This is a genomic window from Anaerostipes amylophilus (genome assembly GCF_025567365.1).
In the GTDB taxonomy this organism is placed as follows: domain Bacteria; phylum Bacillota; class Clostridia; order Lachnospirales; family Lachnospiraceae; genus Anaerostipes; species Anaerostipes amylophilus.
The window spans coordinates 431371-455125 of the sequence record NZ_JAOQJG010000001.1; the positions used below are offsets into that span (position 1 = coordinate 431371).

Below are 23755 nucleotides of genomic sequence, written 5' to 3' on the forward strand. Positions count from 1 at the left end.
TTTTAAGTGATGAAAAAACAGATTTTATTATATAATATCAAAGACAAAAAACGTGCACTGGATATCCGCAGGGTTTTAATGCCTTTAAAGATTCGTATCAAACAGATTAATGAATCTGACTTTGGACAGCCCATTGGATACCTGGCAGATATTGATGGATTCGAATTCTGCGAAGATCTCTCTGGTGATTTTTCTTTTGATGATGAGATGATGATCATAGTTGGATTGACCAGTTTTGAGATCGATCAGATAATTAAAGGATTTCATAAGAAGCGCATTGCTGGAATTCCTTTGAAAGCGATTTTAACAGAAGAGAATCAGAAGTGGGATTCTCGGAAATTGTATGAGAATCTTCGGGATGAACATGCGAAGATGCATTCTTAAATTTCTGATTTGATAGGCTTTCGTATATGTGACGGAAATAAGATAACAAGAAATATTTATAAGAAACTGGTGGCAACACGCAGATTTTCAATCTTGTGAATTGTCCACACTATAGACTTCTGGTATATGATAAAAAATAAATAAGCAACTGAACGCAATGCATTGCGTTCAGTTGCTTATTTATTTTTTATCATATACTCGAATTCTACAGTTGGCCAACTACAAATTAAAATTTCTATTCCATATTCGCAAATGTCTTTAAAATATAATCAACATCTGTTGTCGTCTTTAATTTTTCCAAAATCTCATCTTCTGTCACTGCTTCTGTGATCTGTGCAAGAATCTCTAAATGTTCATCTCCAACTCCAGCGATTCCGATGACAAGCTGGGCTGTTCCGCCATTAAATTCTACTCCTTCTGGATACTGCATGACGATGATCCCGCTCTTCTTGACGTTTTTCTTCGCATCTTCTGTCCCATGTGGAATTGCAAGTCCTAATCCCATATACACAGATGCTTCTTCATTTCTTCGAATCATTGCGGGAATATAATCATCATCTACATATCCAAGATCTCTTAATAGTTCTCCTGCTGCTATAATCGCTTCTTCCATGCTGACACTTGGAAGCCCTAGCTTGATTCCTTCTCTTGACAGAATCATTCCATCTGCTGTAGTCGTCTCCGTTGTTACCTCTGATGCCTGTGCCATCGCCTCTTCTGTTTTGTTTTTTTTCTTGTTTTTGAAAAAGAATCCCATGATCATTTCCTCCTGATATATTATTCATTTTATTCCTGTTTTTGTACGTTTTTTCGTACTTTCTTTATATTTATTATATCAGCATCTTTGACCCTCGTCTATTTATCATAATACTAATTTTTTCACAAAAGGAACTGTCATTGTTTTGTTTTCTTTTATAATCTGTCTTTTACATACAGAAATCCTTCATATGTATTTTTTGATTTTTTCTTTTTCCTCCTTGTATATTTATTTTGACCATGACACTCTGTCATTTCCCCCTTGATATTGGAATACTCCGTCATTCTTTTCTTCCAGTGCTTTGATCATATGATACGTGTATTCGTTATATGGGGTTGCAATTCCAAGTTCTTTTCCCATTCTCATCATTGCCCCAGAGAACATATCAATCTCTGTGTGGCGACCAGCGTCAATATCTTGTAATGTAGAATATCTTGCGGAAGCTTTAACCGCACTTCCTCTGCCGGATTTTGCGTTGATCTTGCTTAGATCAATTCCTTTTGCTTTGGCAACTGCTTCTACTTCTCGTCTTAAGCCTTCGCGGATCGCTGACATATGTTCACTGTCTTCATAGCATCCAACACCGGCTCCCAAGATTGCCTGTGGCAGATTATTGCAGACATTAAGTCTAAATTTGCCCCAGATTTCTGCCTGTATGTCATCTGTAATAATCCAATGGAGTCCTGTGTTTTCAAAAATATCATTGACCGCTTTGACACGTTCGCTTTCGTATGGTTCTTCTAATTCTCCAAAGTAGATTCCTACTGTTGTTTCCGGATCAAAATGGTATCCGTCTTCTTTTCCTTGAGATGCTACTTTGATAAAGGAATATAAAATGTGTGATCTGTCGATTTTCTCTGAGATAATCTCTTCGCTGTCAACTCCATTCATCAAGCTCATAACAGTTGTGTTTTCTCCTACGATCGTCTGGATATCATCTAATGCGCCTCTTAGACTTCCGTACTTTAGCGATACGATCAGAAGATCCACATTCTTTGCTTCTTCTGGTGTCCAAACTTCTGGAGTGTATTGGGTTCCATTGATCATTATGCCTCGTTTTTTGAGGCGTTCGTTTCTCTCTCCGCTGGCTATAACTCCCAGTGTGATATCTTTATTATTTGAAAGTCCCCAGATGACGTAGGAACCTACGGCACCTGCTCCTAGAACTGCTACTCTTTTGATGTTCATTCTTGTGTCTTTCCTCCTGATCGTTTCATGATAATAATGTTATTTTCATTATATCAGTATCTGTGAATTAATTAAATTCCGCTTCATTATATTTTATCGCACTTTTAAATAAATGTTTGAATTCTTTGCATTCTCCTGGAAGAAATCTTACAGATGCGATATGATATTCATATTTTTCTTCCCCATTGATCATAATATCGTTCTTTAGATTTTCAGAATATTCTTTTGGATCAAATTCTGGATTACCTGTACTTAGGTTTCGATTTACTTTACCTTCATCTAACAATTTCAGATATTCAGCAAACATCCTCTCTACATCTCTAAGTCTGAATCGAAATTCTTCTATCTTTCTAGCCTCTCCTTTATCTGCGATTGCCAGAGTCAGGATACAGGTTCCACCATTTTTAAGGACTGGCTTTATTTCTTTATCTGTTTTAAATCTTGCTTTGACTGATTTGAAGTCTCTCTCATCATTTGCCTCTTGATCATTTCCTAAATCTAATCGGTAAATGTATTTATGGGCGGCACATTCAAATAAATCTACATACCATTCCTGAATTCCTTGAAAGTCTGATCTATAATTTTTGTATTTTGCATCACATGCGAAAAAGTTTTCTTTATTGCTCAGCAGAAAAATATCTGGTCTTAGCTCATGTGTTGTGTAATCATCTCCCGCTTTTTTTGCACTTTTCCCTTTGAATGCACAGTTATATCCAAGATATTCTGTTTTCGGGAATCTTTATGAAATCTTCAAAATTGCCCGGTATGCTATCCGTAAAATCAAAGAAAGGACTTGATTATATGGATATGATTTTGAAAACGACTGACCTCTGCAAAAATTTCAAGGGGCAAATGGCGGTAAACAATGTGTCACTGAACATCCGGCGCAACTCGGTTTATGGTATGCTGGGGCCGAATGGGGCTGGCAAATCCACGATCTTAAAAATGCTCACCGGCATTTTGCGCCCCACATCGGGAAGCATCGAGTTTGACGGCCACCCGTGGAAGCGGAATGATCTGGAGCATATCGGTGCTTTGATTGAGATGCCCCCGCTTTACGAAAATCTGACTGCATACGAAAATCTCAAAGTCAGAACTACATTGCTCGGCCTGGACGATGCACGAATTAACGAGGTATTGCAAATTGTCCAGCTCACGAATACCGGCAAGAAACGGGCCGGGCAATTTTCTCTTGGTATGAAGCAGCGGCTTGGTATTGCTATTGCATTGCTGAACAGTCCCCAGCTTTTGATTCTGGATGAACCGACTAACGGCCTTGACCCTTTAGGGATTGAGGAACTTCGAGAGTTAATTCGCTCTTTTCCCTGCAAAGGGATTACAGTTATTTTGTCCAGCCATATTCTGTCAGAAGTCCAGCAGATTGCAGATCATGTGGGTATCATTGCTGGCGGCGTCCTTGGATATGAGGGAGAGCTTCGCGCCGGTGAAGATTTGGAACAACTCTTTATGGATGTTATTCGCAGAAATGGTAAGGAGGGATATTAAATGGAGATGGCATATATTCAGGCAGAGAACCTAAAGCATAAGAGAACTTTCACAAAAACACTGATCGTTCTGGCCCCGTTTGTAACTGCGCTTATGAACTTTTTTGCCCCTCTTTGGTTCCAGCTCAATTCTTATAATTGGTGGTATATCCTGCTTTATCCTGGATTCCTTACGCTCACCTGTGCCTTGATTGAACAGCGGGATAATGGCAAACTAAAATATCGTGCCGTTGCTTCATTGCCTGTTTCGCAGAACAAAGTCTGGAAAGCAAAAATTGGAGTGGCCGGTATTTACTCCTGTGTGGGGAATTTCATTTTCCTGGCGCTAAATCTGTTGGGCGGTTTTGCAATATTAGTTATCAACGAAATTCCCCTGACAATCGGAATTTGGCAGGCTGCGGCCGGAACAGCTTGTATTGTCATTGCAAGCCTATGGGAAGTTCCGCTGTGCTTATGGTTATCAAAAAAAGTTGGTATCTTTGTCACGGTTATTCTTAATGCCGGACTTGGAAGCGTTTTAGGGATTTTCACGGCTACAACCTCTTTGTGGATGATCTGCCCGTATAGCTGGGTGCCGCATCTTATGATTTCCGTGTTAGGTATTTTGCCTAATGGTGAGCCGGTTGCAGATCAGAGTACGGCAATGGCATTTTGGATGATTATACTTGTATTGGTCATTTCGCTGGCCTGGTTTGCGGCGCTGTCATTTTTAACTGCAAGATGGTTTGAGAAAAAGGAGGTGGGGTAACTATGGTATCTGTGGTTCGCTGCTGGAAAGCAGAATATCAGAAGTGTAAACATAGCATTTTGCTCTATATGCACATCATGATTCCGATTATATGTGCGGCGATTTTTGCGGGTTACTATCATATATCCAGATGGGAACTGGCAACCAAAATCAGTGCCTATCTGGAAGTGCTGGCCGTTGCGTTCCCGTTTCTGATCGGCATTATTGTGGGCCTGGTTGTTCAGATCGAAAATCAGGCCGGGCATTATCAGCTTTTGTTGGGTACAATCCCATCTCGCATGGCAACGTATATTGGTAAACTTGGTTTTCTGATGATCTGTGCTTTTGGCGCAACATTTTTAGCGTTAGGAACATTCGCTGCACTATATAGGGATGCTCCGGCAAGCCTTTACCTGAAAGCAGGGATTCTATTGTTGATTACCATGCTTCCCATTTACCTGATTCATTTGTTTGTGGGAATGAGCTTCGGAAAAGGTGCATCTATGGGATTGGGAATTGCAGGGAGTTTAATAGCTGCCCTTATGATAACAGGGCTTGGTGACGCTACATGGAAATATATTCCCTGGGCCTGGGGCGTTCGTGCTATGGATTACACTGTGCTTGCATGGGATAGCCCCCAACTGTATGCACAGGTAAAAACCGATTTTTTCAGCGGTATGATTATTTCTGTATGCTGCACTGTTTGTCTGCTGATTGCCAGTTTGGTTTGGTTTCATGGTTGGGAGGGAGGTAAAAACAGTGAATAAAAAGTGCCTGTTTGCCATGGTAATTGTGCTTGTAAGTCTTATATGCTTATCGGCCTGCGGTGCGCTCCGCGATACCGCCGATAAAAATAAGGCGTTAAATGAATCTCTGCCGTATTATGAGCTGAACGCCGCAAACTATGATGAAATTTCATATAACGGCCTGACATATACCATAACGGATGAATGTCTTGAAATATCAGAACTGCAAGAAGAAATCGGGCAGGTATCGAAACGCTTCAAAAATGTGGCGGGGGAAGATTTCAGTTTCGGCTACGTTTACAGTATTGTGGATGTGGATATAAGCAATGCCGTAGCTGTAAATATCAACAATGAATATCGGAAAGCTGACATTAAAAATAATGATGAGTAACCTCGACAATGTGGTATAATTGGGCGGGAGGTGATTTTTTGACCCACTTACTTGTAGTTGACGATGAAGTTTCTATCTTGGAATTGATTAAGAACAGTTTGGGGAAAGATGGATATTTGATAACAGTCTGTCAAAATGCGGATGATGTAGACATCAAAAAGCTGCATTTCTATGACCTCATTCTTTTGGATGTGATGATGCCTGGCACAGACGGGTTTGAGTTTTGCAAACAGATCAGGAATATGGTAGACTGCCCGATTCTCTTTCTGACCGCAAAGACATTAGAGGAAGATATATTGTTTGGATTGGGCATCGGTGCGGATGATTATATTACGAAACCTTTTCGTATTCAGGAGCTTCGCGCCCGTGTCGCGGCACATTTACGCAGAGAAAAAAGGGAGCATCACAGCACACTTTCATTTGAGCCTGATATAAGATTTGACCTTTCCGCAAAGGTACTGTATGTTTCAGAACAGCCGGTTCCCCTTACCAAAAGCGAGTATTCAATCTGTGAATACCTTGCGAAAAACCGGGGACAGGTTTTTACAAAAGAACAAATCTATGAAGCCGTTTTCGGGTTTGATGGAATAGGCGATAACTCTACAATCTCAACGCATATAAAAAATATTCGTGCGAAATTGGAGCATTTCAAAATAAGTCCGATCAGCACCGTATGGGGGATAGGATATAAATGGGAGTGAAAAAGAAACCTACATTGAAAATATTGTTTCGCCAGTTTGCTATCTCCCTCATTGTCATGCTGGTAGCGGCAATTATTGTCCCTTTTGGTTTAGAGGGACTTGCTGTAAATGCTGGATTAGCTACAAGAGCAAATCTAAGTGAATTGCAGGTAAAAGAGATCATTCCAACGCTGACGATTGCCCCGGATATTACAAAAGTTGTGATTCCACAGGGATGCGGCTACTTAATTCTGGACAAGAACTTTAATGAGCTTTACAGCAATATGGACGATGATGAAAAAGAAATTGCCCTGCTGTACGCAAAGGGAGAATATATTGAATATGCTACGGGGAGGCAGTTTGCACTTGTTGTCCGGGAAAACGAATTTTGCGTTTTAAGGTATTATATTGGTTCTCAATTTACAGTGTCATGGCTACCGGAATATTTTCCATCTCCTGACAAGCTTGCGTTTATCCTGATGGCTGTAAATTCGCTGCTGGTCATTATCATACTGACCGCCAGATTTGCTAAGAACCTGCGTACACAACTGACCCCGCTTTTTGAAGCAACTGCGGAGGTTTCAAAGCAAAACCTTGATTTTGAAGTAGGACACGCCAAAATCAAAGAGTTTGAAGATGTCCTTGCATCTTTTTCAGATATGAAAGATAATCTGAAAATTTCGTTAGAACGGCAATGGAAAACCGAACAGACACAGAAAGAGCAAATCGCCGCGCTTGCCCATGATTTGAAAACGCCTCTGACGGTTATTCAAGGAAATGCTGATTTACTCACAGAAACAAATCTTGATGATGAGCAACGATTATACGCTGGTTACGTCGTGGAAAGCTCCGGCCAGATGCAGTCATATATTCAAACCCTGATTGATATATCACGGGCGGCGGTTGGTTATCAGCTCCATATTGAAAGTATAGACTTGCCAGCGTTCATGCAGCACTTGTTCGGTTATATGGAATCACTATGCCGGACAAAAGAAATCCGGCTGCAAATGAATACTGTTTCACTCCCTCAAATGCTGAAATTTGATAGGGTGCTGATAGAACGTGCTATTATGAATGTTATCAGTAATGGGCTGGACTACTCCCCGCAAGGCGGAACGCTTTATGTGGATGTTCAGAGTAACAACGGTTTCGTGGAAATTTCAGTCACAGACGAGGGAACGGGGTTTTCTAAAGAGGCATTATGCCACGCACAGGAACGGTTCTATATGGGCGATCAAAGCCGCAATTCAAAGTTACACTTTGGTATGGGTCTATATATTACAAATTCGATTATGGAACAACATAATGGTCAGCTTATTTTAGAAAATTCAAAAGAAACCGGCGGCGCAAAGGTTACTATGAAACTTCCTTGCTGATTTTCCGATAGTGTAATGGACGTCTTTTATGTCCGTCCATTTTTCAAATCTTTATGAAATCTTCAAAAATTCCTCTTATCATGTATCTAAAAAAAAAACATCTGCCCAGCGGCAGAAAAGAAAAAAACGCTTCAAATCGTCGCCCGGTAGGTTTACGACCTGCCGGGCGATTTTTGTCGATTTTCGTAGATTGTACTGGCAGATGTAAAATCGGACATCATTTTCCGAAATTTGGCAAATTATTTTAATTTTACAGTTTCCATATGTGTTATCGCTGAACCATGGAGTTAATATCATTGAAAAAGGGTATAAAAAAACAGTCTGCCCTGACGGAAAATATTTCCATCAAAACAAACTGTTCTTCATATTCACACTAATTATATTTTCTGAGCATAGTTACTTTTGCGAAAATCTCAGATAACTCCGGAAAGAAAACAAAGAAAAAAAGATTTTTTAACTCCATTTGCACTCCACCGGAACATCCAGACAGCCCGCAAAACCTTTATTTATGGGCTTTTTCGCAATTTAGTCCGCTACTCAAATTCAATAGTTCCAGGTGGTTTAGAAGTTAAATCGTACATTACTCTATTAACTCCCTTAACCTCATTAATAATCCTGTTCATTACCTTATTCAATACTTCATAAGGAATCTCTGATGCTTCTGCTGTCATGAAGTCGATTGTTTTTACTGCTCTTAATGCTACTGCATAGTCATATGTTCTGAAGTCTCCCATTACTCCAACGCTTCGCATATTTGTCAGTGCTGCGAAGTACTGGTTGATTTCTTTATCTAATCCTGCTTTGGCAATTTCTTCTCTGTAGATTGCGTCTGCGTCCTGGACGATTTTTACTTTTTCTTCTGTGACTTCTCCGATAATTCTAATTCCTAGTCCTGGTCCTGGGAATGGTTGGCGGAATACAAGTTTTTCTGGGATTCCTAACTGTAATCCTGCCTGTCTTACTTCGTCTTTGAACAGGTCTCGTAATGGTTCGATGATTTCTTTGAAATCTACGAAGTCTGGCAGTCCTCCTACGTTGTGGTGGGATTTGATGACTGCTGATTCTCCACCTAATCCACTTTCTACTACGTCTGGGTAGATTGTCCCCTGTGCTAAGAAGTCTACTGCACCAATCTTCTTCGCTTCTTCTTCGAAGATTCGGATGAATTCTTCTCCGATGATCTTACGTTTTGCTTCTGGTTCTGTGACTCCTTTTAATTTGTCATAGTATCTCTGCTGTGCATTGACACGGATGAAGTTTAAGTTGAACTGTCCATTTTCTCCAAATACACCTTCGACTTCGTCACCTTCGTCTTTTCTTAATAATCCGTGGTCAACAAATACACATGTTAATTGTTTTCCGATGGCTCTTGATAATAACCCGGCTGCTACGGATGAGTCTACTCCTCCTGATAAGGCAAGTAATACTTTTCCATCTCCAACTTTCTCACGGATCTCTTTGATCGTGCTTTCTACGAAAGCATCCATCTTCCAGTCACCCGCACATCCGCAGACTCCTAATACGAAGTTAGAAAGCATTGTCTTTCCTTCGACTGTGTGAAGTACTTCTGGATGGAACTGGATTGCATATAAGGATTTGTCTGCATTCTCAGCTGTTGCAACTGGGCAGTCTGCTGTGTGGGCAGAAATCTCAAATCCTGGAGCAACCTGTGAAATATAATCTGTATGGCTCATCCAACAGATTGTTTTTTCTGATACATTTTCAAATAATTTGGAATCTTTCTTGTCGATCAGGACTTCTGTTTTACCATATTCGCTTACTTCAGCTTTCTCTACTTTTCCTCCAAGGACGTGCTGCATCAGCTGTGCTCCGTAGCATAATCCTAACACTGGAATTCCAAGTTCAAATAATTCCTTGCTGTACGTTGGAGAATCTGGTTCGTAACAGCTGTTTGGTCCACCTGTTAAGATGATTCCCTTTGGATTCATTTCTTTGATTTTGTCGATACCGATCTTGTAAGAATAAATCTCGCAGTATACATTGCACTCACGTACGCGGCGTGCAACTAACTGATTATACTGACCACCAAAATCGATGACGATCACTAATTCATTTTTCACTCGTTTTCCTCCTGAGTTGCCTAAATGATGTGCTTCGTTTTATTCACCTTTTAACAGATCAACTTTGTCTAATCTCTCCCATGGAAGATCAAGGTCATTTCTTCCGAAATGTCCATAAGCTGCTGTCTGTTTGTAGATTGGCCTTCTTAAATCTAACATCTTGATGATTCCAGCTGGACGAAGATCGAAATATTTACGGATCAGGTCTACTAATTCCTGATTAGATTTCTTTCCTGTTCCAAATGTATCAACCATAATGGATGTTGGCTCTGCTACACCGATCGCATAAGATAACTGAATCTCACATTTATCAGCTAAGCCTGCTGCTACGATGTTCTTCGCTACATAACGTGCTGCGTAAGCTGCAGAACGGTCTACCTTTGTGCAGTCCTTTCCAGAGAAAGCCCCGCCACCATGGCGTGCATATCCACCATATGTATCTACGATGATCTTTCTTCCTGTTAATCCTGCATCTCCGTGTGGTCCACCGATTACAAATCTTCCTGTTGGGTTAATGAAAAATTTTGTTTCATCATCCACCATGTCTGCTGGAAGAATCTTATCGAAGACTTCACGTTTGATATCTTCATGAATCTGTTCCTGTGTGATATCAGGATCATGCTGTGTAGATAATACAACTGCATCAAGACGGCTTGGTTTACCATCATCATACTCTACAGTTACCTGTGTTTTACCATCTGGTCTTAAATAAGACAGTGTTCCATCTTTTCTTACTTTTGTTAACTGTCTTGCAAGTTTATGTGCAAGAGAGATTGGGTATGGCATATATTCTTCTGTTTCATTTGTAGCAAATCCAAACATCATTCCCTGATCTCCGGCTCCAATTGCGTCGATCTCTTCATCTGTCATGTTGTTTTCTTTTGCTTCTAATGCCTTGTCTACACCCATAGCAATATCACTTGACTGTTCATCGATTGTTGTGATAACACCACATGTATCAGCGTCGAATCCGTATTTTCCTCTTGTATATCCGATCTCACGGACTGTATCACGGACGATTTTCTGGATATCTACATATGCTTTTGTAGAAATCTCTCCCATGACCATAACAATTCCCGTTGTTGTACAAGTTTCACATGCAACACGGCTCATTGGATCCTGCTCTAACAGCGCATCTAAGATCGCATCGGAAATCTGGTCACAGACTTTGTCTGGATGTCCTTCTGTCACGGACTCTGATGTGAATAATACTTTATCCATTCTTTTATCCTTTCTTATAATAAATCGCTTATATCTATAAAATGCTATGAAAAGACCCGAAGGACTCCGGGCCTTTTTTACCTTTTTAATACAACCGGTGCGTTCTTACTCCGGATGACTTCGATCTGTGTTACCTTACCATTCTTTGTCTTAGCTACGCGAAGCGCACCACCTTCAAAGAAATAACACTGACCTACCTGAAAAGTTCCACTCTCAGTTCCAATTTGTTTCTCAAGAAGCTCTCCCAATGTCTGATCCTGCGATTCTTTAGGTATCTCCACATGAACCAGCTCATTGATACTTGAAATCTTCTGACTTGGCGGAAATACAGTCTTATCTATATCATCATATTTTCCAAAAAGGAATTTCTTGATCGCAAATAAGATTGCAATTGCTAAAACTACAAGAAGATTCTGCTGTGGACTCGTATGTTCCACGATCATCTGCCTTGCGATCGCAAACATCATAACTTCTACTAATGTATCTGGTGTATGTTTACAAAGCATCTTTACAAACTCAATACAAATGACGAGGTTAAATGCAACACCGACAAATTTGTAAATATCTCTGGATGTTGGGTAATTCATCATCAGTTGTACCACATCTTTTACCAGATAAATCGTTCCACCAATGACCGCGATCATAATAATAGCTGATATAAATAATTCTACCCACTTGGATACTTTGAACACTTCGTTTTTCAGGTATTGTCTCATTCAGGCAATTCTCCTTTTATCCTATCTTTAACTTAAATTTTGCTACTTCTTTTTCACTATTGACCAGCTGGATTTCTCCTCCAAGCTGTGTTAGCTTCTGTTCAAACTGTTCGTATCCACGATAAATATATCCAATATCGCTGACTGTTGTAAATCCTTTTGCAGATAATCCTGCAATAACAAGAGCAGCTCCTGCTCTTAAGTCTGGAGCGTGTACGTCAGCTCCTGTAAATCCTTCAACTCCGCTGATAATAGCAGTTCTTCCATCAACCTGAATGGTTGCTCCCATCTTTGTCAACTCATCCACATAACGGAAACGGTTCTCAAAAATACTTTCTGAAATCACACTTGTTCCATTAGATAAGGCAAGTGTTACCGCCATTTGTGGCTGCATATCTGTTGGAAATCCAGGATATGGTAATGTCTTAATATTTGTAGATTCCAGACGTTTTGTTGCTGATACACGGACAGCATCGTCGAATTCTACTACTTCAGCTCCAATCTCAATTAATTTTGCAGAAATTGCTTCTAAATGCTTTGGAATGACATTCTTGATCATAATATCACCCTTAGTTGCAACTGCTGCTGTCATAAATGTTCCTGCTTCGATCTGGTCTGGAATGATGGAATACTGGCAATCTCCGAATCTTTCCACACCTTTGATACGGATCACATCTGTTCCTGCTCCACGGATCTTCGCTCCCATACTGTTTAAGAAGTTCGCTACATCAACGACATGCGGTTCTTTTGCCGCATTCTCGATAATCGTATTTCCTTTTGCAAGAGAAGCAGCCATCATAACATTGATTGTCGCTCCTACAGAGACAACGTCCATATAAATATGGGCTCCTCTTAATTCTTTTGCGGTTGCACTGATCATACCATTCTCAATCTCAATCTCTGCTCCAAGCATCTTAAATCCTTTAATATGCTGGTCGATCGGACGGCTTCCGATCTCACATCCACCTGGAAGTGCAACTCTTGCTCTCTTGTATTTACCAAGTAAAGCACCAATTAAATAGTAAGAAGCTCTGATCTTACGGATAAATTCATTGTCTACATCACACTCTGGATGAATTCCTTTTCCGCTGATCGTTACTTCGTGTTTTCCTGTTCTATCTATATCTGCTCCAATTTCCTGCATTGCCTGAAGTAATACGTTAATATCTCTTACATCTGGCATATTATCTATCATACATTTTCCATCTGTCATTACTGCCGCAGCTAAAACAGGCAGTGCTGCATTCTTCGCACCGCCAATTACTACTTCTCCTACTAACGGGTTACCACCTTTAATGATATACTGTTCCATGATACACCTCAATTATCTCTATCTATATTATTAAACCTAATTTCTATCTTTCGGTAATTATTTAAAATCATACAGATTATATTATATCATACTATTAGAGGTTTTCCAACACTTTTTCTAAAGAGTCTCCGATGGATAATTTATCCAGTTCCACTGTGATGTCTGCATACTTCTCATAATAAGGGATTCTTTCGCAGTATAAATCATGCAAGGTCTGCCCTTCTTCCAACACAACACCTCTTGCTTTGAGATTTCCAAGACGACGTTTTACTGTCTGATAATCCAATTTTAAATAGATCACAGTTCCGATTTCTTTAAAATGTTTCATGGCCTTATCGCTGTAAACAGCACTTCCTCCTGGTGCAATTACTGATTTATCGACATCAATTGAAGCATTTACGTCTTCTTCTAACTGTTTAAATCCGTCATTTCCAATTCTTGCAATGATTTCTTTTAATAAACCTCCGCCTTTTTGCTGAATCACGAGGTCTGTATCCACAAAATCATAACCAAGGGCTTTGGCTAAAAGTACTCCGATCGTACTCTTTCCAGAACCCGGCATTCCAATCAATATGTAGTTATTATTTTTTTCTGCCATTTGGTTTTTTCCTTTTCTTTTTCTTTCTTACTGAGTAGCCAAAGGTTCCTAATTTCTTTCCTGTTTCATAATATCCACCATGAGAATAGATCAATGGATTCGTTTTTTCTAATGCAAAACGTCCATTATCTTCCATATAGTCATCATCTACCATGATATTTACAACTTTCGCCATAAACATATGATGTGAACCGAGCGGTACGATCTTCTCTACTTTGCATTCAATATTTACTGGGCTTTCTGCAATAACTGGTGCATCAACAACTTGTGCTTCTTCTTTTGTCAGTCTTGCTTCTTTAAATTTATCAATATCTCTTCCTGAACGTACTCCACAAAAGTCTGTTGCTCTTGTCAGCTGTTTTGTTGTCAGGTTAATGACAAATTCGCCGCTATTTTTGATCATTTCATAAGAATGTCTCTCTGGACGAACAGAAATGTATGTCATCGGCGGATTCGTGCAGATCGTTCCTGTCCATGCGATCGTAATGATATTATCCTGCCCTTTATCTCTGCAAGTTACCATAACTGCTGGAAGCGGATAGATCATATTTCCAGGTTTCCATGAAGTTTTTGCCATACTTTTTCTCCTAAAGTGCCTTTTTAATATCCTGTCTTAACTGCTCCATATCAATATCTTCTGTGGAATGTTCTTTCCATCCGATCGTTACATCATCATCTTCGTATCTTGGAATTAAGTGCATATGGAAATGATATACTGTCTGGCCTGCGATCAGTCCATTGTTCTGTAATACATTTAATCCATCGCAGTGAAGTACTTCTTTTAATGCTCTTGCAACAACTGTTGCTAACTGAAATAATTTTCCTGCTGTGATTGCATCGATCTCATAAATATCTTTGAAATGTTCTTTTGGAATGATCAATACATGCCCTTTAGATGCTGGCGCAATATCCATGATCACTTTAAATTCTGAGTTTTCATAAATTGTGTTAGATGGAATCTCTCCACTTGCGATCTTACAAAAAATACAATCTTCTTTCTTCATATTATATATCTTCCTTTCTGTGTGTTCTTATCCTGAGAGTTTACATTTTACTCTGTTTAGATGTATTTTATCCCATTTACTATGCTTTTTCAAGAAAAGACCTATAGTCATATTATTCCATTTTTACAAAAAATGTGTGATTTGTTCACAATTTAGACACATTTTTATGTGATAATGAAAACCGTAAAGTAGTTAATACTTTCAAATCCTACCCCTCTTGAGGATGAAAATCCTCTCCTTATTGTTTTAAAAGAAAGAACCGACCTAGCTAGTCGGTTCTTTCTTTTTGTTTTATTTTTTATATCTCAGTACGTCCCTCTAATGCTCGAAGTAACGTTACTTCATCAATATATTCCAGATCGCCTCCAACCGGAACTCCACTTGCGATCTTACTAACTTTGATTCCTGTCGGTTTAACAAGCTTACTGATATACATTGCTGTTGTCTCACCTTCCAGACTGGAGTTTGTCGCAATGATCAATTCCTTGACATCTCCCTGTAATCTTGCCATCAGTTCTTTCAGGCGGATATCGTCCGGACCGATTCCAAGCATTGGCGAAATTGCTCCGTGAAGCACATGGTAAACACCTTCGTATTTTCCTGTCTTCTCATATGCCATCAGGTCTCTCGTATTCTCAACGACCATGATCGTGCTGTGATCGCGCTTGTCACTGGCACAGATCGGACAGATCTCATTGTCCGTCAATGTACAACACTCTTTACAATAATGTACATTCGTCTTTGCGGAAATGATCGTGTCCGATAATTTCTTTACCTGATCTTGTGGCATATTGATAATATGAAACGCCAGTCTACCTGCGGATTTTGGTCCGATTCCTGGGAGTTTCCCGAGTTCTTCGATTAGCTGTGTGATCTGATTACTGTAATAATCCATAGTCTCTCACTCTATCTAGAATGGAAATCCTCCACCCATTCCTCCTAATCCACCAGTGACTTTCCCCATCTTCTCCTGGGAATCTTCTTCCATCTTACGAAGTGCTTCATTTGTAGCAGCTACGATCAGATCTTCTAACATTTCAATGTCATCTGGATCTACAACTTCTTCTTCTAAATGTACAGAAACTACTTCTTTTTTACCGGATACAACAACTTTTACAACTCCACCACCTGCTGTTGCTTCATATGTGGATTCTTCTAACGCTTTTGTTGTTTCCTCCATCTGTTTCTGCATCTTCTGTGCCTGTTTCATCAGCTGATTCATATTTCCACCCATACCTGGAAATCCACCGCTTCTTTTTGCCATTATTCTTTCCTCCTAAAAATTTGTTTTTATGAATTTAGTTTTAGTCTTCTATTTTTACATCCATATGGATGCAGTCTAAGTTGATCATATCGCTGTCGTCATTCTCTTTGTTCATCACACTGACTTCCAATTCTACGTCTCTACCAGATTGTCTGGATAATTCCTGTTTCAATCGTTCGATACGCTCTGGTTCTTCTAAGAAATAACCGCTTTCCACGTTCATTTCTTTTGGAAATAGCACTCTTAATGCAGTCCCTTCATCGTTAACTGATAATGTTGCTCTCTGTAAGCAATATTTCATCTGTGGTGACAGATTGCGTTTAACATCTCTCCAGTGATCAACAAGCTCCATAAGTTCTTCCACTTTTGCTGGTGGAAACTTCTCATTTAACTGTTCGACTGGGTCTTGTTCAGGTTTTACTTCTGCTGATTGCATTGCTGCTTGATTTTGTCCTGTTAGTGCTGCTTGCTGAACTGGAATTCCTGACTGCAACAGTTTCTCTAACTGTTGTTCCAACTGTCTCACCCTGTCCGCCAGACTATTCGTATCTGCTTCCATCTGAGGTCTGCACATCTTCATCATCTCAACTTCCACAAGAACTCTCTTAGATGTCGCATAACGGATCCGTTCTAACAATTCAGATAAGATTCTGATATATCGGATCAAAGTATTTTCCTCTACCTGCTGTGCTTTCTCTTGCAGTAATTTTAGCTGGTCTGTTGATACTTCCAAGGCTTCTTCTGCCGCATTTCCCTGTCCAACTAATAGAAGATTTCTTAAATACCACAGAAAATCTGTGATAAACTGTGACCATTCTCTTCCCTGTCTTGCTACATCTTCCAGAAGATCCATCACTCTGTTAATATCCTGTGAAAGTATCATATCTAACAAATCACTGTAGACCTGTATGTCCACAGTACCAAGTACTTCCAGAACATTATCATATGTCAGTTTCTCACCCAGATAAAATGCAATACACTGATCTAGAAGACTCAATGCATCACGCATGGAACCATCTGCCATTCTTGCCACATATTCCAATGCTTTATCTTCAGTGTCTACTTGTTCCTGCTCCATAAGATCTTTCAACTGTTTCTTGATCGTTGCTGCTGTGATACGATGAAAATCATATCTCTGACATCTGGATAAGATCGTGATCGGTATTTTGTGAACTTCGGTTGTCGCAAGAATAAAAATGACATATTCTGGCGGTTCTTCTAATGTCTTTAGCAGTGCATTAAAAGCCCCTATAGACAACATATGCACCTCGTCGATGATATAAACTTTGTACTTTCCTGTTGCCGGTGAATACTGTACCTGTTCCTTGATTTCTCGGATATTATCGACACCATTGTTTGATGCCGCATCAATCTCGATCACATTCATGGAACTTCCCTCTGCAATTGCTTTGCACACTTCACATTCTCCGCATGGTTCCCCATCGACTGGATGTTCACAGTTTACTGCTTTCGCAAGAATCTTGGCTACCGTTGTCTTACCAGTACCTCTCGTCCCACAAAACAGATACGCATGACCAATGCGCCCGGTCCTCATCTGATTCTCAAGCGTCTTTACAATATGATCCTGGCCTTTGACTTCACTGAAGCGTGTCGGCCGGAACTTTCTATATAAAGCCATGTAAGACATATCGTATGCCCCTTTCTATTTTGAAATATGACATATAGTCATACTTCATTATATTTTACCATGAGTATCTATTGTTTTTCAATGATTGTTTTTTAGCAGAAACCATCGAACTTTTTCCTACGTTTTTTCTTGCTCTGTTTCTTGTTTTTTCCGATAATAAAAGAGGAAATTTTAATTACAAAAGGAGCCAAAAATGAACAATTCACAGGAACTTTCTACGTTTTCACATGAGATAAACAATTCACTGACTCTTATCTATGGACAGATTCAGTATATTGAAAAAACAAATGATATACTTACCCAAAATGAGCACTGGAATCGTATGAAAGATGATTTTTCTTCTTTATTTGACTTCATTCATCAGTTCCTTGCCCCTGAAGATACGACTTCTGCCACAATCGAACCTTTGGATCTGATCAATCTGATCAGTGAACTCCGTTCTTCCTGGTCTTACTATCTTCATAAAGAACGAATCCGTTTTTTTATCCAGGCTGATCCTGGAACTGCATTTTATGTGTATGGCGCAAAAAGTAAGCTATTCCAGCTGTTTCATAATTTAATCTCCAATGCTGTTAAGGCAATTCAGCAAAAAGAGGAGATCAACCGATCTCCTCATATTACTGTACACCTGAGTAAAGAGCAGGGACATATCGTATTAAATTTGTCTGATACTGGAATCGGAATGACTCCCGAACAACAGTCTCGTGCATTTTACCGAGGTGTTTCCTTCCAGCCTGGTGGAAATGGAATTGGACTTTCTATTGTTCGTAAGATCGCGCATGAACTTCATATCAAGATTCATATTGATTCTGCTCCTAATCAGGGAACAACTTTTACTCTTATCTTCCCTGCCTATGAGCAGAAATTAAACTACTTGACACATACAGAAGCATTGACAAAATAAATCCGGCAATACATCCTCCAATATGGGCCGCATTATCGGTTGTTCCACTTTCAAATCCATGGTACAGACTTCCTGCGATCATAAGAAATATTCCAAATCCATCAAATCTTTTTCTCTGATCTTTGCAGAACAAAAGTATTGCAGCTAATGCACCGATCAATCCAAAAATTGCTCCAGATGCTCCTGCTGACAAAACATCCTGTCCCATTACACTATAATATATTGTGGAAACAATACTTCCGATAATGCCAGACCCCGTATATAAAACTGCATACCGAATACTTCCTGTCACTTTCTCCAAAGATGTTCCAAGAATCAAAAACACAACCATGTTATTAAAAAAATGTTCCCATCCAAAATGCAGATAATTTGATGTCAATAACCTATAATATTCATGTAGATTTCTTACACAATATGCATTACAGGCATATAAGTTGTAAATCTTATTTCCATAAATCTCAGTTAAAACAAATCCTGCAAGATTCAGCAGAAATATTACGAGTGTTGCTTTATAATTCCATACAAATCTTTTTATCTCATTGATATTCTCAAAATCATTTGTCACATCTTCCCTTTGTTCTGCTTGATTTTGCGAAAGAATCATTGTTAATGGTCTAAACAGATCTTTAAACTGGTCATCCGGATCAATAAACATAGGATCATCTTCTTCTGATAGCACCAACAATAATATGGCACAGTCTGCACCAAAATTTTGCTTTGCACAATCTTCCATCTGATATAGATCTTCTTCTAATATCGCACTTCCATCTGGATTTTTATCAAACATCACATAAACACATTTGTTTCTTTTCTTTGTGCTTTTTACATAGCAAGGGCCTTTTTCTGTATCCTGGCTCAGATATCCATGAATTCTTAACAACTCTATGATTTTCTGATACATAATCTCCTCCATATCCGTTTTATGTATCATTTATTATATCATACTGTCATTCTTCTTTAAAAAGGAACTCTTCTAAACCTATTTTAATCCTATCACCTTCATGTAACACACATTTACTGATCTTTCTCCCATTTATTTTAACTCCATTTGTGGAATTAAGATCCTCACAACAGATATTTTTTCCTTCTTTATAAAATCTAAGATGCCTTCTGCTGATTCCTGTACCTTCAATCTGATAGTCTGTACCTTCCATACAACTTCCTATAATAAATCCATTATCATTGATCACTATTTCTGTTAATTCATCATTCTTTGGAATAAGCCTTCCTATCGGCTGCTCCAGCAGTAAAACAGTTTTCTCATCATCTGCTAATAATGTTGTTTGATCATCCAATAATGTCGTATGCTCTTGTGCTTCATCATAAGAATCCACATTTCGAATGTTATTTTGATCATTTTTCCACAATTTATAAAAACCATACACACCAAGGCACATCACACTAATTGAACAAAGAAGTCCTGCCAAAAACAAATAATAAAATCCATATTTAAAAATCTGAATTATGCAGTAGATCATTGTACTAAAACCACCTGCACATATCACTCCATAAAAAGTTTTCCATAATCTTTTTCTTACGATTTTTTCTTTGCTCTCATAATTATAATTCTTTTCATGATCTTCATTAATTTCCAATTCTCTATTCTGTTCTTTTTCTGTTATTTCTAACATATTTTCTTTCTTCGACTGTTTTTCTCCCACTTTTTCTTTCGGCCGAATTTCCAAATAAGATTTCATCTGTTCTATATTTGGTTTCTCTTTCACAAGAAAACTATGAAACTCATAATAAAATCTCACTTTCCTCTTATCTTGTGTGGAAATGATTTCTATGCATTCCTCCAGAAAATTTCGAAGCTGTTCTAAAATATTTTTTTCATATTCTGGAAGATAGCAAAGAACTGGATGATCTTCTTTATCAAGAAACAACAGTTCCAATTCCAATTTCAAATGATCCAGATTCAAAAGATATGATTCTGTTTCTTCAAATGATTCTATCAGATAAGCAAAGAATAACTTTGGATCAAGCATATTGATTCTTTCTCTTAAAGTTGTGTAAATTCCCGTCTCGTAATAATAATATTCCTTACCATCCTGCATCCTAAATTCACATGGTAGAAGACATCTAAGTGTATGGCAGCGCAGAATATTTTTCTCATATGTAAGTTTTTGTCCTTTATCCACAACATAATAACTTGAAAAACCTTCCCTAATCCATTGCTCCTTCAATTGTATTCCACCCCCTGATCTGCTCCATCTCAAAATCTCCCAATGCGGCCAAACTTCCTTCATATTCAAATAATTGAATTCCAAACCCACTTAGAAATTGAAATGATATCACATTTGACTGCATCTTTACTTTCACTGATGTTTTTAATGATGTTGTAGAAACATTCACTGAGCCAGCTTTAGCCATAAACAAATGTTGCCTAATCTTTTCCTTGATTTCTTTTTGTGCCATTGTATCGCCATTTTTATTAGAAGAAATGATATTACCTATGATCAGGTTCTGATTTAACTTGGCATAAGATATTTTCCCTGTATCATAATCAGCCCCTGTAATTCTTATATCCGCTGCCTTCTGCAATGCTTCTTCCATAATTCCCTGTGTAATTCCACAGTTCATAAAATAAAACAGATAACTAAAAAACAACCATAACACCATAAGAACAATGGGAATCAATGCACTTACTTCCACTGTCATGTATCCCCCCGTTTTCCGCATCTTTGACATGGCTTCATCCCCTTTAAAGTACTTAAATCCACTTGTTTCACGGTTCGTTTTAAACCACTGCATGACAAGTCTGTATGATATGATTCACCTTCTTTTGCAATATATACACACGAGACATTACTGCTTTGATGACGAGTACATTTGCTGCATGCCTTATAATGTGTCTGCCCATTCTGATACTTTAAAACATCTTCATCTACTGAAATATCAAGTGCCAGATGCGTACAGGACAGATCTTTGTGATAAACAGCTTCGTGTGGCGTAATATAAACAAACCCTTCTTTTAATTCATCTCCCTTCGGTACATAACCCGTCATAGCTTTCTGCCTGATTTTTTGTTCAAATGTTACTGAATATGTTGATAAAAATGGCAGTTTTTTTCGAATATGATATTTGACTGCCACAATATATTCACCCTTTGATGTCAATGTCAACTTACAAGCTGCTGCCGCTGCAGCACTTCCACCAATCAATGCTGAACGATCTAAAAATCTACGATTCACCGATGTCAGAAATGTCTCTTTTGCACTTAAAACAGTTAAATTTCCCCCAGTATTTCTTTTCTGCCGAATCTGGTATTCATTAACCGCAGCTCTTTTTGCAGCTTCACAGACTCCATGTGCAATCTGCTGATGGATCATAAAAATCTCACCTGCACTTGCCAGCATAATAAGTACGATCAAAAAAATTGGTACGATCAAAGTCGCCTCCAATGTCATTGCTCCTTCTTCTGACCTAAATAATTTCAACATGAAAAACTTTGAGGCAGAGAAAGATGCTCTCTTGGATTTTTTTGTATCTGTTATATTATTAATTTTTTTATCATTTTGAACCAACTTATTTTTTGAGAAATGTTTTTGACAAGAGAACATCTTTCTCTGCCCCCTTTCTTTTTATTTTAATAGGTTGTAAAACGTGATAACTTTAAATCTGTATAAGGTGCAAATGGCAAAGTCATGCCTCCAAAGCCCAATTTTTTAAGCTTTAGATTCTGTGTTATTTTATAAGATGAAATACACTGATCCATCTTAAAATCTGGAACTTTTCTTTTTATATTTTGTTCCATCATATCCATCATACGAAAATATTTTTGTCGTTTATCTTTCTGCATGATCAACAGCAATAAAAGATAATCTTCATATTTCATTCCCTGCTTTGCTGGTTTCTGTTTGCAATTTAATGTTGCCAGTCCTGAAAATGACAATTGCCAGTCTGAAACAGTTTTTACGATCGGCACCTTTTTACCTTCTGCAAGATTCCTCACATCAATTACAGATTCTCCATAAGCTAATGCAATAAGCAGAAGATTCTTGGCAACTGCAACAACTGGGGGAAATCCAGTAATGCCAAGAACAGAAGCTGCAAGCAGTGTAGCTTCTTTCTCCTTTACAGGATCTTGATACACACAAGCTGCATTCGTTAAAAATCTAAGTGCGATCATCTTCCAGAACACTGCCCCAAGATTTTCTTTTTCTGAATCTTTTCCAGCGATCAGATATTCTATCTCATATTTTGTCCCTTCTTTTTTTGATGTATCTGTTAGACAATGAAAATATTTTTGTGCATAAAATATAACCGGTAATTCGCTTGTAAATGAATCCGCTGACGATGTTTCTTTTAACTTGTCCATCTCTTTTTCCATCGTTTTTCGGTTCATAAAATCCCATATTTTCTGCTTTGTTGTATCCTTTTTGCCATAAACAATATCAATTGGAAGATCTGATACTTTTTTCTTTCCCATAACTAATGAGACGGATCCTTCTTTTAATAATTTCATAAAACCTTTTCTTGGATCTTTTTTTGCAGATGGCTTTATTTGTTCATTGTCTTTTTTATCTGATTTCTTGGTATTTTCTCTGTCCTCCTGCTGCTTTTGTGCTTCTTTTTCATCCTTACTGATCTGTCCTTTGATATCTGTGATTTGCTTTTGAAGATCCGTGCTTGTCCTTATATTATTTGTCCACGTCTTCAAAAGATCACTTCCTATCTCATACTTCATCTGCTGCCTGATCTGGTACTTTAAAACTTCTCCCTTTTGTGCTGTCAGATTCACTTCATCGGATAATTTTGTATTTCCTGTCTGAAACAAAAATGAATCTTCGGAATTATCAAGACTTTCTTTCATCCGATCAGCAAAATCAGTTTCTAATTTCTTTTTGTATCTTGGATCCATAGCATAAATATGATACATATCTGCAAGTTCCTTCTGGTAATTTCCCTTTGTATGAGAAAATCCAGACATATAAACAGCCATTGCTTTTCCCTTCGCTGTATATATATAAATACCCTCTGCACACACACTGATCAAAAGCAGAAATATAAGAAACAACATTGCCAAAAATGCACTCATACTGCCACGTTCATCCCTGATCATTTTATTTTTCCTGTTTTGGAGGTGATCGTCTTGAAAATATTATTTACTACCTTTGTGATCTGTGTCTGAAAGATGATAACCAAACCGATCAAAACTACAATGATCAAAATCACTTCCACAACACCCATTCCTGATTCATCTTTTGCAAAATGCCTAAAAAAATTTCTCATATGTACCGCCTCCCTCAT

The 23755-nt window shown here is 38.5% G+C and carries 27 protein-coding genes; 8 read left to right on the forward strand and 19 right to left on the reverse strand.

The annotated features are described in order from the left end of the window. Positions 1-9 precede the first annotated feature (9 nt). Positions 10-384, forward strand: a complete 375-nt coding sequence (locus OCV53_RS02115) for a DUF3783 domain-containing protein (RefSeq protein WP_055196422.1) — start codon at positions 10-12, stop codon at positions 382-384. A gap of 235 nt (positions 385-619) precedes the next feature. Here OCV53_RS02115 and OCV53_RS02120 read toward each other — a convergent pair whose 3' ends face one another. From OCV53_RS02120 to OCV53_RS02130, 3 genes are all read right to left on the reverse strand, one after another. Beyond that, the gene (locus OCV53_RS02120) at positions 620-1141 is read right to left on the reverse strand and encodes a PTS mannitol transporter subunit IIA (protein WP_022374929.1); all 522 of its coding nucleotides are present in this window, start codon (positions 1139-1141) and stop codon (positions 620-622) included. 228 nt (positions 1142-1369) lie between these two features. Next, positions 1370-2329 (reverse strand): ketopantoate reductase family protein, encoded by a 960-nt coding sequence (locus OCV53_RS02125; protein WP_022374931.1) that lies wholly within the window; start codon positions 2327-2329, stop codon positions 1370-1372. A 67-nt stretch (positions 2330-2396) separates the two neighbouring features. Further along, the gene (locus OCV53_RS02130) at positions 2397-2636 is read right to left on the reverse strand and encodes a hypothetical protein (RefSeq protein ID WP_022374932.1); all 240 of its coding nucleotides are present in this window, start codon (positions 2634-2636) and stop codon (positions 2397-2399) included. 494 nt (positions 2637-3130) lie between these two features. Here OCV53_RS02130 and OCV53_RS02135 point away from each other — a divergent pair, with 494 nt between their 5' ends. From OCV53_RS02135 to OCV53_RS02160, 6 genes are read left to right on the forward strand one after another with little or no spacing between them, the layout of a single operon-like run. Continuing rightward, entirely contained in the window at positions 3131-3835 is a 705-nt protein-coding gene (locus OCV53_RS02135) for a lantibiotic protection ABC transporter ATP-binding protein (protein ID WP_172674538.1), read from the forward strand. Then, entirely contained in the window at positions 3836-4582 is a 747-nt protein-coding gene (locus OCV53_RS02140; RefSeq protein ID WP_008705323.1) for a lantibiotic immunity ABC transporter MutE/EpiE family permease subunit, read from the forward strand. A gap of 2 nt (positions 4583-4584) precedes the next feature. Next, the gene (locus OCV53_RS02145; protein WP_055196424.1) at positions 4585-5328 is read left to right on the forward strand and encodes a lantibiotic immunity ABC transporter MutG family permease subunit; all 744 of its coding nucleotides are present in this window, start codon (positions 4585-4587) and stop codon (positions 5326-5328) included. Continuing rightward, complete coding sequence (locus OCV53_RS02150; protein ID WP_055196425.1) at positions 5321-5698, forward strand: NisI/SpaI family lantibiotic immunity lipoprotein; 378 nt, start codon at positions 5321-5323, stop codon at positions 5696-5698. Before OCV53_RS02145 ends, OCV53_RS02150 begins: the two co-directional genes overlap by 8 nt. 38 nt (positions 5699-5736) lie before the next feature. After that, entirely contained in the window at positions 5737-6399 is a 663-nt protein-coding gene (locus tag OCV53_RS02155) for a response regulator transcription factor (RefSeq protein ID WP_055056575.1), read from the forward strand. Next, the gene (locus tag OCV53_RS02160; protein WP_055196427.1) at positions 6390-7754 is read left to right on the forward strand and encodes a sensor histidine kinase; all 1365 of its coding nucleotides are present in this window, start codon (positions 6390-6392) and stop codon (positions 7752-7754) included. Before OCV53_RS02155 ends, OCV53_RS02160 begins: the two co-directional genes overlap by 10 nt. A gap of 533 nt (positions 7755-8287) precedes the next feature. On the opposite strand, the gene guaA is transcribed toward OCV53_RS02160, so the two are convergent. The 10 genes from guaA to dnaX all read right to left on the reverse strand — a co-directional run bounded on the left by guaA (position 8288) and on the right by dnaX (position 17598). Beyond that, complete coding sequence (gene guaA, locus OCV53_RS02165; RefSeq protein WP_055196428.1) at positions 8288-9835, reverse strand: glutamine-hydrolyzing GMP synthase; 1548 nt, start codon at positions 9833-9835, stop codon at positions 8288-8290. Between the two features lie 39 nt (positions 9836-9874). Continuing rightward, positions 9875-11056, reverse strand: coding sequence for a methionine adenosyltransferase (gene metK / locus OCV53_RS02170; RefSeq protein ID WP_055196429.1), 1182 nt, complete (start codon positions 11054-11056; stop codon positions 9875-9877). A gap of 77 nt (positions 11057-11133) precedes the next feature. Beyond that, positions 11134-11772, reverse strand: coding sequence for a phosphate-starvation-inducible PsiE family protein (locus OCV53_RS02175; RefSeq protein ID WP_022374368.1), 639 nt, complete (start codon positions 11770-11772; stop codon positions 11134-11136). Between the two features lie 16 nt (positions 11773-11788). Further along, the gene (locus OCV53_RS02180; RefSeq protein ID WP_022374367.1) at positions 11789-13084 is read right to left on the reverse strand and encodes a UDP-N-acetylglucosamine 1-carboxyvinyltransferase; all 1296 of its coding nucleotides are present in this window, start codon (positions 13082-13084) and stop codon (positions 11789-11791) included. Positions 13085-13178: 94 nt separating this feature from the next. Next, on the reverse strand, positions 13179-13682 hold the full coding sequence (locus OCV53_RS02185) for a shikimate kinase (protein ID WP_022374366.1): 504 nt from the start codon (positions 13680-13682) through the stop codon (positions 13179-13181). Next, complete coding sequence (locus OCV53_RS02190; RefSeq protein WP_022374365.1) at positions 13666-14259, reverse strand: flavin reductase family protein; 594 nt, start codon at positions 14257-14259, stop codon at positions 13666-13668. Before OCV53_RS02190 ends, OCV53_RS02185 begins: the two co-directional genes overlap by 17 nt. A gap of 10 nt (positions 14260-14269) precedes the next feature. Beyond that, complete coding sequence (locus OCV53_RS02195) at positions 14270-14686, reverse strand: HIT family protein (RefSeq protein ID WP_022374364.1); 417 nt, start codon at positions 14684-14686, stop codon at positions 14270-14272. Positions 14687-14984: 298 nt separating this feature from the next. Then, positions 14985-15581, reverse strand: coding sequence for a recombination mediator RecR (recR, locus tag OCV53_RS02200; RefSeq protein WP_022374363.1), 597 nt, complete (start codon positions 15579-15581; stop codon positions 14985-14987). Positions 15582-15596: 15 nt separating this feature from the next. Next, positions 15597-15950 carry a YbaB/EbfC family nucleoid-associated protein gene (locus OCV53_RS02205; protein ID WP_022374362.1) on the reverse strand — a complete coding sequence of 118 codons (354 nt, stop codon included), beginning with the start codon at positions 15948-15950 and terminating at the stop codon, positions 15597-15599. 40 nt (positions 15951-15990) lie between these two features. Continuing rightward, positions 15991-17598, reverse strand: a complete 1608-nt coding sequence (dnaX, locus tag OCV53_RS02210; RefSeq protein ID WP_022374361.1) for a DNA polymerase III subunit gamma/tau — start codon at positions 17596-17598, stop codon at positions 15991-15993. A 193-nt stretch (positions 17599-17791) separates the two neighbouring features. On the opposite strand from dnaX, the gene OCV53_RS02215 reads away from it, so the two are divergent. After that, on the forward strand, positions 17792-18502 hold the full coding sequence (locus OCV53_RS02215; protein WP_022374360.1) for a sensor histidine kinase: 711 nt from the start codon (positions 17792-17794) through the stop codon (positions 18500-18502). Here the strand turns inward: OCV53_RS02215 and OCV53_RS02220 are convergent. The 6 genes from OCV53_RS02220 to OCV53_RS02245 all read right to left on the reverse strand — a co-directional run bounded on the left by OCV53_RS02220 (position 18438) and on the right by OCV53_RS02245 (position 23737). Next, entirely contained in the window at positions 18438-19403 is a 966-nt protein-coding gene (locus OCV53_RS02220; protein ID WP_022374359.1) for a rhomboid family intramembrane serine protease, read from the reverse strand. The two genes, OCV53_RS02215 and OCV53_RS02220, sit on opposite strands and share 65 nt — an antisense overlap. Before the next feature lie 46 nt (positions 19404-19449). Next, positions 19450-20688, reverse strand: a complete 1239-nt coding sequence (locus tag OCV53_RS02225) for a DUF6382 domain-containing protein (RefSeq protein WP_022374358.1) — start codon at positions 20686-20688, stop codon at positions 19450-19452. After that, complete coding sequence (locus OCV53_RS02230; protein WP_055196430.1) at positions 20669-21163, reverse strand: hypothetical protein; 495 nt, start codon at positions 21161-21163, stop codon at positions 20669-20671. Before OCV53_RS02230 ends, OCV53_RS02225 begins: the two co-directional genes overlap by 20 nt. Next, a complete protein-coding gene (locus tag OCV53_RS02235; protein WP_242852086.1) occupies positions 21160-21912 on the reverse strand; it encodes a TadE/TadG family type IV pilus assembly protein in 753 nt (250 codons plus the stop codon). The genes OCV53_RS02230 and OCV53_RS02235 overlap by 4 nt, the downstream gene beginning before the upstream one ends. Positions 21913-22091: 179 nt before the next feature. After that, entirely contained in the window at positions 22092-23567 is a 1476-nt protein-coding gene (locus OCV53_RS02240) for a DUF5702 domain-containing protein (protein WP_022374355.1), read from the reverse strand. Continuing rightward, on the reverse strand, positions 23564-23737 hold the full coding sequence (locus OCV53_RS02245) for a Flp1 family type IVb pilin (RefSeq protein ID WP_022374354.1): 174 nt from the start codon (positions 23735-23737) through the stop codon (positions 23564-23566). Before OCV53_RS02245 ends, OCV53_RS02240 begins: the two co-directional genes overlap by 4 nt. Positions 23738-23755 lie beyond the last annotated feature (18 nt).